At 66.5% G+C, this 11,388-nt stretch carries 9 protein-coding genes and 1 tRNA gene; 6 read left to right on the top strand and 4 right to left on the bottom strand.

Annotation, left to right across the window (positions count from 1 at the left end):
• Nucleotides 1-245: 245 nt before the first annotated feature.
• The gene (trxB, locus tag G3N94_RS15170) at nt 246-1,208 is read right to left on the bottom strand and encodes a thioredoxin-disulfide reductase (RefSeq protein ID WP_205793302.1); all 963 of its coding nucleotides are present in this window, start codon (nt 1,206-1,208) and stop codon (nt 246-248) included.
• Between the two features lie 280 nt (nt 1,209-1,488).
• Between trxB and G3N94_RS15165 the strand changes: the two genes are divergently transcribed.
• The 3 genes from G3N94_RS15165 (at nt 1,489) to G3N94_RS15155 (ending at nt 6,022) form a co-directional block, all read left to right on the top strand.
• The gene (locus G3N94_RS15165; RefSeq protein WP_205793301.1) at nt 1,489-3,798 is read left to right on the top strand and encodes a DNA translocase FtsK; all 2,310 of its coding nucleotides are present in this window, start codon (nt 1,489-1,491) and stop codon (nt 3,796-3,798) included.
• 46 nt (nt 3,799-3,844) lie between these two features.
• A complete protein-coding gene (gene lolA, locus G3N94_RS15160; RefSeq protein WP_205793300.1) occupies nt 3,845-4,534 on the top strand; it encodes an outer membrane lipoprotein chaperone LolA in 690 nt (229 codons plus the stop codon).
• Between the two features lie 177 nt (nt 4,535-4,711).
• Nucleotides 4,712-6,022, top strand: coding sequence for a replication-associated recombination protein A (locus G3N94_RS15155; RefSeq protein ID WP_205793299.1), 1,311 nt, complete (start codon nt 4,712-4,714; stop codon nt 6,020-6,022).
• Nucleotides 6,023-6,080: 58 nt separating this feature from the next.
• Here G3N94_RS15155 and G3N94_RS15150 read toward each other — a convergent pair whose 3' ends face one another.
• Nucleotides 6,081-6,347 (bottom strand): DUF2164 domain-containing protein, encoded by a 267-nt coding sequence (locus G3N94_RS15150; RefSeq protein ID WP_205793298.1) that lies wholly within the window; start codon nt 6,345-6,347, stop codon nt 6,081-6,083.
• A gap of 137 nt (nt 6,348-6,484) precedes the next feature.
• Here G3N94_RS15150 and serS point away from each other — a divergent pair, with 137 nt between their 5' ends.
• Nucleotides 6,485-7,786, top strand: a complete 1,302-nt coding sequence (gene serS / locus G3N94_RS15145) for a serine--tRNA ligase (RefSeq protein ID WP_205793297.1) — start codon at nt 6,485-6,487, stop codon at nt 7,784-7,786.
• Nucleotides 7,787-7,914: 128 nt separating this feature from the next.
• Nucleotides 7,915-8,005: transfer RNA gene (locus G3N94_RS15140), tRNA-Ser, on the top strand.
• Nucleotides 8,006-8,363: 358 nt separating this feature from the next.
• Here the strand turns inward: G3N94_RS15140 and G3N94_RS15135 are convergent.
• Together G3N94_RS15135 and G3N94_RS15130 are read right to left on the bottom strand one after the other, a co-directional pair.
• The gene (locus G3N94_RS15135; protein WP_205793295.1) at nt 8,364-9,368 is read right to left on the bottom strand and encodes an MBL fold metallo-hydrolase; all 1,005 of its coding nucleotides are present in this window, start codon (nt 9,366-9,368) and stop codon (nt 8,364-8,366) included.
• 72 nt (nt 9,369-9,440) lie between these two features.
• A complete protein-coding gene (locus G3N94_RS15130) occupies nt 9,441-10,331 on the bottom strand; it encodes an NmrA family NAD(P)-binding protein (RefSeq protein ID WP_205793293.1) in 891 nt (296 codons plus the stop codon).
• Between the two features lie 87 nt (nt 10,332-10,418).
• On the opposite strand from G3N94_RS15130, the gene G3N94_RS15125 reads away from it, so the two are divergent.
• Complete coding sequence (locus G3N94_RS15125; RefSeq protein WP_205793291.1) at nt 10,419-11,336, top strand: LysR family transcriptional regulator; 918 nt, start codon at nt 10,419-10,421, stop codon at nt 11,334-11,336.
• The last annotated feature ends 52 nt before the right edge of the window (nt 11,337-11,388 follow it).

The following is an 11,388-nucleotide window of genomic DNA, read 5'->3' as shown; positions in this document are numbered from 1 at the left end:
AGCGCGGCGGGCTCGGGCGCCGGCGGCGCGGCCGGGGCGGGTTGCTGGGGACGGGTGGCGACCTGCCGCTTCGCGGGATCGCTCGGATGGGGCTGATTCTTCGCCATGATTCACACACGCAAGGCAAATGACGCGCGGGGCGCGCGGGTACAAAAAAGCCGCTGCGTCGGCAGCGGCTTTTCGGCAGGCCTGCGTCGCGGCAGCGGACGCCATTGTAGCGCCCGCCGTGCCGTTTGCTTAGAGGCTTACTTGTGGTCGTGCAGGGTCTCGAGGTAGCGCTGCGCGTCGAGCGCGGCCATGCAGCCGGTGCCCGCGCTGGTGATCGCCTGGCGGTAGATGTTGTCCTGCACGTCGCCCGCGGCGAACACGCCCGGCACGCTCGTCGACGTCGCATTGCCTTGCAGGCCGCTCTTCGTCAGGATGTAGCCGTCCTTCATCTCGAGCTGGCCCTGGAAGATGTCCGTGTTCGGCTTGTGGCCGATCGCGACGAACAGGCCCTGCACCGCGAGATCTTCCGTCGCGCCGGTCTGCACGTGCTTGATGCGCAGGCCCGTTACGCCCGAATCCTCGCCCGTCACTTCGTCGAGCGTGTGGTTCCACTTGATCTCGACCTTGCCTTCCTTTTCCTTCTCGAGCAGGCGGTCGACGAGGATCGGCTCCGCGCGGAACTTGTCGCGGCGGTGGATCACGGTGACCTTGTTCGCGATGCCGGTCAGGTACAGCGCTTCCTCGACCGCGGTGTTGCCGCCGCCGATCACCGCGACGTTCTGGCCGCGATAGAAGAAGCCGTCGCAGGTCGCGCAGGCCGACACGCCCTTGCCCATGAACGCTTCCTCGGACGGCAGGCCGAGGTATTGCGCCGATGCGCCGGTCGCGATGATCAGCGCGTCGCACGTGTATTCGCCGGCGTCGCCGATCAGGCGGATCGGCTTCTCGTGCAGCTTCGTCGTGTGGATGTGGTCGAACAGGATCTCGGTGTTGAAGCGTTCCGCGTGCTCGAGGAAGCGCTGCATCAGCTCGGGACCCTGCACGCCCTTCGCGTCCGCCGGCCAGTTTTCGACGTCGGTCGTGGTCATCAGCTGGCCACCCTGCGCGATGCCGGTGATCAGCACCGGGGACAGGTTGGCGCGCGCCGCGTAGACGGCAGCCGTATAGCCGGCGGGGCCGGAACCGAGAATCAGGACTTTGGCGTGTTTGGGCGTGGACATGTGCGAAATCCGTAAAAGGCGGCCGCGGCGGGCGGGGTGAGCGCGCCGGACGGTCGGGGTTGACCGGGATGCCAGCGTAGATGGGTATCAGACGCGCATTATAAAGGCCCTGTTGCTGCGCTGCCGAACGAGAGTTTCAATCGCGGCGATAGCGTTTCGTGCGGGCGGCCCCATGTAACCGTCATTTACACTTGGGCGGGCAGCGCTGCGTTTACAATAAGCGGGATCGAACGATTGACGGGCGCGCAGCATGCGCGGCCCGTCTTCTTTATACGCATTCATGGCAAAAGCTCCTTATTCCGCTCAGGCACAGGCGTTGCCGCACCGGATGTCGAAGCTCCTCACGGAGATCCGCTGGATTCTCCAGGTCGCGCTCTGCGCATATCTGGTGATGGCCCTGTTGAGCTACAGTCGCCGCGACCCGAGCTGGACGCACGCGGCGCAGGTCGATCACATCTCGAACTGGGCGGGCCGCGTCGGCGCGTGGACGGCCGACATCGTGCTGCTGCTGTTCGGCCTGTCGGCCTACTGGCTGATCGTGCCGCTCGGGCGGCGCATCGCCGCCAACTACCGCCGCATCACCCGCCACGAAACGCTGGCCGACGAGCCCGAGCGGCCGATCGGCTGGCTGACCGAGGTGCTGTCGTTCGTGCTCGTGCTGCTCGCGTCCGACGGCATCGAGGCACTGCGCATGTGGTCGCTGAAGGTGCAACTGCCGCGCGCGCCGGGCGGCGTCGTCGGCGAGGCGGTCGCAGGCGCGATGTCGCACGCGTTCGGCTTCACGGGCGGCACGCTCGCGCTGCTGATCGCGCTCGCGATCGGGCTGTCGCTGTATTTCCGCTTCTCGTGGCTATCGGTGTCCGAGCGCGTCGGCGGCGCGATCCTGTCGGCCGTCAACGTCGCGAAGCTGCGCCGCGAGGCCGAGCGCGACCGCAAGCTCGGCGAGGCCGCGGCCGTGCGCCGCGAAGGCAAGGTCGAGGAAGAGCGCGTGCGGATCGAGGATCACGAGCCGGTGACGATCGTGCCGCCGGTCGTCACGCCGGCAAAGTCCGAGCGCGTCGAGAAGGAGCGCCAGGTGCCGCTCTTCACCGACCTGCCCGGCGATTCGACGCTGCCGCCGGTCTCGCTGCTCGACCCGGCGCCGAAGGCGCAGGAAGCGATCTCCGCCGACACGCTCGAATTCACGTCGCGCCTGATCGAGAAGAAGCTGAAGGATTTCGGCGTCGAGGCGAGCGTCGTTGCCGCGTATCCGGGCCCCGTCGTCACGCGCTACGAGATCGAGCCGGCGACCGGCGTGAAGGGCAGCCAGATCGTGAACCTCGCGAAGGATCTCGCCCGCTCGCTGTCGCTCGTGTCGATCCGCGTCGTCGAGACGATTCCCGGCAAGAATTACATGGCGCTCGAGCTGCCGAACCAGCGCCGCCAGACCGTGCACCTGTCCGAGATCATCGGCTCCGAGGTGTACGCGGCCGCGCCGTCGGCGCTCACGCTCAGCCTCGGCAAGGACATCGGCGGCAAGCCGGTATGTGCGGACCTCGCGAAGATGCCGCACCTGCTCGTCGCCGGCACGACCGGTTCGGGCAAGTCGGTCGGGATCAACGCGATGATCCTGTCGCTGCTGTATAAAGCGAGCGCCGAGCAGGTGCGCCTGATCCTGATCGATCCGAAGATGCTCGAAATGAGCGTCTACGAAGGCATTCCGCATCTGCTGTGTCCGGTCGTCACCGACATGCGCCAGGCAGGCAACGCGCTCAACTGGACGGTCGCCGAGATGGAGCGCCGCTACAAGCTGATGAGCAAGCTCGGCGTGCGCAACCTCGCGGGCTACAACAACAAGATCGACGAAGCGGCGAAGCGCGAGGAGAAGATTCCGAACCCGTTCAGCCTGACGCCCGAGGATCCGGAGCCGCTCGGCCGGCTGCCGAACATCGTCGTCGTGATCGACGAGCTCGCCGACCTGATGATGGTCGTCGGCAAGAAGGTCGAGGAGCTGATTGCGCGGATCGCGCAGAAGGCGCGCGCGGCGGGTATCCACCTGATTCTCGCGACGCAGCGTCCGTCGGTCGACGTGATCACGGGCCTCATCAAGGCGAACGTGCCGACGCGGATCGCGTTCCAGGTGTCGTCGAAGATCGACTCGCGCACGATTCTCGACCAGATGGGCGCCGAATCGCTGCTCGGGATGGGCGACATGCTGTACCTGCCGCCCGGCAGCGGGCTGCCGGTGCGCGTGCACGGCGCGTTCGTCGCCGACGACGAAGTGCATCGCGTCGTCGACAAGCTCAAGGAGCAGGGCGAGCCGAACTATATCGAAGGCCTGCTCGAAGGCGGCACCGCCGACGGCGACGAGGGCTCGGCCGGCGCGGGAACCGGCGAAGGCGGCGGCGAGTCTGATCCGCTATACGACCAGGCGGTCGAGATCGTCATCAAGAACCGCCGCGCGTCGATCTCGCTCGTGCAGCGCCACCTGCGGATCGGCTACAACCGCGCGGCGCGGCTGCTCGAGCAGATGGAGCAGTCGGGGCTCGTGTCGGCGATGTCGTCGAGCGGCAACCGCGAAATTCTTGTGCCGGCCCGCGACGCGGAATGAGTCCGCGGCGCGCGTCACGCCGGCCACCCAGGGAGAAAACCGCACCATGCAGCAACATCCGTTCGCCCATTCCCTTCGTTCGACGCGGCGCTGGCTCGGCGCGGCGCTCGCCGGTGCATCGCTGATGCTCGCGGCGACGCAGGTGTTCGCGGGCGGCACCGAGCAACTGAAGGCCTTCGTGTCGCAGGTGCGTTCGGCGAAGGGCGAATTCACGCAGCAGATTGTCAAGGCGCCGAGCAAGGGCGCGAGCGCCGTGCAGGCGGCGCCGAAGCCCACCGACAATTCGAGCGGCACGTTCGTGTTCGCGCGACCAGGCAAGTTCATCTGGACCTACCAGAAGCCATACCAGCAGGTGCTGCAGGCCGACGGCGAGAAGCTGTACGTGTACGACCGCGACCTGAACCAGGTCACCGAGCGCAAGCTCACCGGCGCGCTGGGCGCGAGCCCGGCCGCGATCCTGTTCGGCAGCAACGACCTCGACAAGAACTACACGCTGCGCGATGCGGGCGAGAAGGGCGGCATCGAGTGGCTCGAGATGCTGCCGAAGGCGCAGGACACGCAGTTCCAGCGGATCGGCATTGGCTTCCGGAACGGCACGCTCGCCGCGATGGAGCTGCATGACGTGTTCGGCAACGTCACGCTGCTGACGTTCACGAACATCCAGACCAACCCGCCGCTGAAGTCGGACACGTTCAAGTTCGTCGTGCCGAAGGGCGCCGACGTGATCACCGGCTGACCGGCGCCGCGCGCCGCTGTTTCCCGACGGGCCTGCCGACAACGGCAGGCCCGTGTCGTTTCCAGGCGCGGGCACCAGGCGCGGGCACCAGGCGCGGCGGGGCCGTCGCGCGGCTGTCATAATGTCGGGTCCGGCGGCCGTATTCGGCCGCCACCGTTTGATGTGGAGCGAGGGTTCATGTCCGACCTGTTTCAAGTCGAGCCGCGCCGGCCGCTCGCCGAGGCGCTGCGGCCGAAGACGCTCGCCGAGGTGATCGGCCAGACGCATTTGTTGGGCGAAGGCAAGCCACTGCGGCTCGCGTTTGAATCGGGCAAGCCGCATTCGATGATCCTCTGGGGGCCGCCCGGCGTCGGCAAGACGACGCTCGCGCGGCTCACCGCGCTCGCGTTCGACTGCGAGTTCATCGCGCTGTCGGCCGTGCTCGGCGGCGTGAAGGATATCCGCGAGTCGATGGAGCAGGCGAAGGACACTCTGAACCGCACCGGCCGCCACACGATCCTGTTCGTCGACGAAATCCACCGTTTCAACAAGGGGCAGCAGGACGCACTGCTGCCGTTCGTCGAGTCGGGGCTCGTGACCTTCATCGGCGCGACGACCGAGAACCCGAGCTTCGAGGTCAATTCGGCGCTGTTGTCGCGTGCGCAGGTGTACGTGCTGCAGTCGCTGAACGACGACGAGATGCGCCAGCTGCTGACGCGCGCGCAGGAGATCGCGCTCGACGGCCTCGCGTTCGACGACAAGGCGATCGACACGCTGGTCGGCTATGCGGACGGCGACGCGCGGCGCTTCCTGAACCTGCTCGAGCAGGCGCAGACGGCGGCCACGTCGGCCGGCGTCGCGACGATCGACGCCGATTTCGTCAGCAGCGCGATGACGCTGAACGCGCGCCGCTTCGACAAGGGCGGCGACAACTTCTACGACCAGATCTCGGCGCTGCACAAGTCGGTGCGCGGCTCGAGCCCGGACGGCGCGCTGTACTGGTTCTGCCGGATGATCGATGGCGGCGCGGACCCGAAGTATCTCGCGCGGCGGATCGTGCGAATGGCGTGGGAAGACATCGGCCTGGCCGACCCGCGCGCGCTGCAGATCGCGAACGACGCAGCCGAGACCTACGAGCGGCTAGGCTCGCCCGAAGGCGAGCTGGCGCTTGGCCAGGCGGTGATCTATCTCGCGTGCGCGGCGAAGAGCAACGCGGGCTACAACGCGTTCAACCAGGCGATGGCGTTCGTGAAGCAGGACAAGTCGCGCGAGGTGCCCGTGCACCTGCGCAACGCGCCGACCAAGCTGATGAAGGAACTCGGCTACGGCCACGCGTACCGTTACGCGCACGACGAGCCGAATGCATACGCGGCCGGCGAGACCTATCTGCCGGACGGCATGCGCGAGCCGCGCTGGTACCAGCCGGTGCCGCGCGGGCTCGAATCGAAGATCGCCGACAAGCTTGCGTGGCTGCGCGAGCTCGACCGCGAGGCGGGCAAGAAGGCTTAGCGACTGTTACGGCAGGGCAGGGCAGGGCCCGGCCCCGCCCCGGTGCCGGCTGCCAGAGTCAGCGCTTGCGTACCGGCTGCTTCTTCCAGTAGCCGAATGGCTCCTCGTGACACTCGATGTCGAGTTCGGCGATGCGCGCATGCAGGCGCTCCTGGGCGTCGGCGATCGCGAGGTTGTAGATGGCCGGCGCGATTTCCTCGACGAAGAAGTGAAGCAGCGCACCAGCCTGGATGTTGCCGATCGGCTCGTCCATGTTTTCGGTGAAATAGCGTTGCAGCGACGCGATCGCGCGGTCGCGCACATCCTTGTCCAGTTCAATGGCCATCTGATCTCCAGTGTCGTCCCGGCAATGCGATACTGCCACGCGGCGCCCGTTTGCGGCATCGTCCATCAGGCCGACGCCGTGGCGGGCGCGCGGTGCGTTAGAATTCCCGTCTTACACAACGAATTTCCAGTCCTCCCATGCTCGACATCCAGTTGCTGCGCAAAGACCTCGACGGCGTCGCGAAGCGCCTCGCCGATCGCGGCTACACCCTCGACGTCGCTGCGTTCTCCGCGCTCGAAGCGGAACGCCGTGCGATCCAGACCCGTACCGAAGAGCTCCAGGCCCGCCGCAACAGCCTGTCGAAGCAGATCGGCGCGATGAAGGGGAAGGGCGAGGACACGTCGGCGGTGATGGCCGAAGTCGGCGGCATCGGCGATGAAATGAAGGCGTCGGAAGTGAAGCTCGGCGAGATCCAGTCGCGCCTGTCCGACCTGATGCTGGGCATGCCGAACGTCGCGCATGAAAGCGTGCCGGTCGGCAACGACGAAAGCGGCAACGTCGAAGTGCGCCGCTGGGGCACGCCGCGCCAGTTCGACTTCGAGGTGAAGGATCACGTCGACGTCGGCACGCCGCTCGGCCTCGATTTCGAAACCGGTGCGAAGCTCGCCGGCGCGCGTTTCACGATGCTGCGCGGCTCGATCGCGCGCCTGCACCGTGCGCTCGCGCAGTTCATGATCGACACGCACACGCAGCAGCACGGCTATACGGAGACGTACACGCCGTACATCGTGAACCCCGAGATCCTGTACGGCACGGGCCAGCTGCCGAAGTTCGCGGACGACATGTTCCGCGTCGAGAAGGGCGGTGAGGAGAACAAGGTCACGCAATACCTGATCTCCACGTCCGAGATCTCGCTGACGAACACCGTGCGCGAGTCGATCGTCGAAGGGTCCGCGCTGCCGATCAAGCTGACCGCGCATTCGCCGTGTTTCCGTTCGGAAGCCGGTTCGTACGGCCGCGACACGCGCGGGATGATTCGCCAGCACCAGTTCGACAAGGTCGAGATGGTGCAGGTCGTCGCGCCGGACACGTCGTATGCGGCGCTCGACGAGATGGTCGGCCATGCGGAAGCGATCCTGCAGAAGCTCGGCCTGCCGTACCGCGTGATCACGCTGTGCACGGGCGACATGGGTTTCTCGGCCGCGAAGACGTTCGACCTCGAAGTGTGGCTGCCCGCGCAGAACACGTATCGCGAGATCTCGAGCTGCTCGAATACCGAGGCGTTCCAGGCGCGCCGGATGCAGGCGCGCTTCCGTAACGCGCAGGGCAAGCCGGAACTCGTGCACACGCTGAACGGCTCGGGCCTCGCGGTCGGTCGCACGCTGGTTGCCGTGCTGGAGAACTACCAGAACGCCGACGGCTCGGTCACGGTGCCCGACGCGCTGCGTCCGTACATGGGCGGTCTGGAGCGCATCGACGCGCCGGCACAGGCGTCGTAAGATCGCGCGTCGGCAAGCGTCCGAAGCCCTCGTAAAAAAATTTGCAAAAAGGGCTTGGCAGTTTCGAAGAGATCGTTCTATAATATTCTCTTTCGCGGAAACGACCAACCGCGAAATGCAGTAAGGAAGGAGAGGTGGCAGAGTGGTCGAATGTACCTGACTCGAAATCAGGCGTACGGTTTCCCCGTACCGTGGGTTCGAATCCCACCCTCTCCGCCAAAATACGAAGCCCCTTGATCCGGAAGGATCAAGGGGTTTTTCGTTTGCCCTGTCCGATCGAGTTGCAAGCCATTGAACGATAGCGGTCGGCCTGTCGGATCGATCGCGTCGGCGGGAGACGTTGCCTCTAGCGGCACGGCGGGGCGAACCACGATCGTTGAAGTGTGGCTCAGGACGGTCACGGGTGCGAATCTCTTCGGTGAACGAAATGAAGTCGGGTGCGGTGTCGTGGTGGTTGCGTTCTTGCGCGGCGATTCATGATCGGCCGGCCGATACAGCTGGCTGCGCGCGCTGCGCTCGGGCTGGCGCGGCAGCAGCTGCGAGAGCGGAACCAGGATCCGGTTCCGGCGCGGGTCGGCTACTTCTGCGCAGGCAGCAACGCCAGCGGACGATCCTCGTAGCTGACGGGCACCCAATCGTAGCCGGCGTCGGCCCGACGGATATGTCCGATGCCGGGGAAGGGCAGGTGAGGCGCGGCAATCCATTCGCGCGTGGACGCGGCTTGCGCGAAAGCGTCTTCACGCACCCCCTCGGCCAGCCCGGAATCCGTATCGAATGCAACGGTGATCGAAGGATCGGCAAACTGCACGAGCGAATGAATCGCGTCGCCAATGAAGCGGATCTTCTGCCCCCGGCTCTCAAGCGTGTAGATGGCGCTGCCCGGCGTATGGCCCGGATGCACCGCGCCGACGATCTCCGGCAGAATCTCCTCCGATCCCGAAAATGGCTTGAGCTTGCCCTGATCCGCGTAAGGCTGCAGCATCCTTGCCGCGATCGCCGACGCCTTCGCATCGGCGTGGGCATGCGACGGCGCCGGGGCAGACAAATAGAACTCCACGTCCGGCTGGCCGACATGGACGGTCGCATTCGGAAAAACGGGTTTCCCGTCGCTGGCCAGGCCGCCGATATGATCGATGTGGACGTGGGTGAGCAGGATGTCGTCGATCTGATCAGGGCCGATGCCTGCTGCGGCAAGGCTCTCGATCAGCCGGCCGGAAGGGCCGCCGAACAGCGTGCCGCTGCCCGTATCGACCAGGATGCGGCGCCCGCCGCTTTCGATCAGAAAGACGTTGATTGACGTGCGGACAGGGTTCTGCAGATACGCATGCCGGAGCAGCGCATCGATGCGGGCCCGGTTGGCGCCGCGCAGCAGCTTGTGCAGATCCAGGTCCACCGATCCATCGGACAGCGCGGTGATCCTGGCATCGCCGAGAGCGAAGCGGTAGACGCCCGGGAGCTGCTGCAGGACGGTGGATTGGGGTTCGGGTGCTGCGAAAGGCGTGGCGGGCGTGGCTGGCGTGGCGAATGCCGGGGCCGCCATGGCCAACCCGGCGAGGACGCCGATTGCGAGATAGGGTTTCACTTCAAGACTCCGGAAGAACGGGGAGCGCCGGACCGGCGGGCCACGGAGGCCGGCGCCGGGCCGGGCGGGAGGTCACGCGGCCGGGCGCAGGCCGAGCAGCACTCGCGCAACCTCTGAAAACGGCACGTTTCCCGCCACATGGGCGGTGCCCGTGTCGCTGGCAAAGCTGATGTGCCCGCTGTTGAGGGAGCGGGTCATCTCGATGAATCCGGCGAGCGCCGTTTCGGAGAACCGGCCGCCCTGCGCGAGCGCGTCGCGCCACGAAGATTCTTCGACGATGACGGCCCGGACCGGGCGCCCGAGCGCCTGTTCGAAGGCGGCGGCAATCTCGTTCGGACTGTATTGTGCAGGCCCTTCCAGCGCCACGGTCCTGGTGCCGCTCCAGTCTTCGCGCAAGGTCTCGGCCGCCACCCGGCCGATATCCCGCGTGGCCACCATCGGGATCGCGCGGTCGAGCGGCGCGAGGAAGCTGGGCAAGATCCCTTCATTCAGTACGGCGTCGACCATCCCGGTCCAGTTTTCCATGAAATAGGCGGCCCGCAGAAAGGCCATCGGAATGTCCAGTCGGCCGAGGCGCTGTTCCATCGTCCGGTTGTTCGCGATCACCCCGATGCCGCTCGCCTGGTCCGCGCCAACCGAGGACAGCAGCACGAGCTTCGGCAGGCGCGCCGCATCTGAGGCCTGCGCGGCCGCGTCGGCGACCCGCTCCACGTAGCGGTAGATATCCTCCAGCGCATAGCTCGGAGGGCTGACCAGGTAGACACCGCGGGCGCCCTCGAAAGCTCGGGTCAAGACCTGTGCGTCGGTCAGGTCGGCCACGGCTACCTCCGCGCCCAGGCGCTCCCAGCCCTCGCTGTGAGCCGGATTCCGCACCACCACCCGCACGCGCTCGCCAGCGGCCAGCAGCGTGCGAGCGGCAACCGCGCCGGTCCGTCCCGTGACTCCAGTGACAACGTAAGTCATGTTTCTCACCACCGTTCCAAGGTTTTGGTGAGAATCATCATAAGTTTCGCGTTGTCATTTCTCAAATGCATGGGTAGCATCTTCTCCATGCATGAAGTGGATCTTCGTTCGGTCGACCTGAACCTGCTGAAATTCCTCGGCGCGCTGCTCGACGAGCGCAGCGTCACGCGCGCCGGCGCCCGGCTCGGCTTGAGCCAGCCGGCTGCCAGCCGCGCGCTGGGCCGGCTGCGCGAGTTGCTCAAGGATCGCGTGGTCGTGCGCACGCCGAAAGGGCTGGAGTCCACGCCGAGGGCGCTCGCGCTGGCGCCGATCGTCGAGCGGCTGCTGGAAGACGTGCGCAATATCGTCGCGCCCGCGGTGTTCGATCCGGCCACCGCGCGACACCACTTCAAGATCGCCAGCATCGATCACATGGCGCTGATGATGATGCCCGGCCTGGTCGCGCGGCTGGAGCAGGCCGCTCCCGGCGTGACGCTGGAGATCCCGACCCCGCGCCGCAACAACGTGGAGACCATCGCGCGGGGTGAGGCGGACCTTGCGCTGGGCGTGTACGCCGACGACATCCTGTCCGCGGGCTTCTATCGCCGCAAGCTGTATGACGAGGACATGGTCTGCGTCGTCCGCCGCGGCCACCCGATCCTGTCCGTCGAGCTGACGCCGGAGCGCTTCGCTGCGCTGTCGCACGTGCTGGTGACCATCACGGGCCAGGGGAGCACGCTGGTGGACACTGCGCTGGCCCGGCTGGGCCTGAGTCGAACGATAGCGGTGCGCCTGCCCCATTTCCTCGTCGCGCCGATGATCGTGGCCGCGAGCCACCTGGTGCTCACGCTGCCGAGGCGTCTGGCGGAGCGCATGGCGGCCGGCGCGCCGCTCGAAATCATCGAGTTGCCGCTGGACCTGGACGCGATCTCCCCGTCCATGATCTGGCACGAGCGAACGCACGACGCACCTGCCCATGCATGGCTGCGTCGCCAGATCATGGATATCGCGCAGGAACGCGGCTGATGCCGACCATTCGCGCCAATCGTTTTCCTCTGCTTTAAGCCGGCAGTTTGCG

Source organism: Burkholderia sp. Ac-20353 (assembly GCF_017104785.1).
GTDB lineage: Bacteria > Pseudomonadota > Gammaproteobacteria > Burkholderiales > Burkholderiaceae > Burkholderia.
This window is presented reverse-complemented; position numbering and strand designations above follow the sequence as displayed.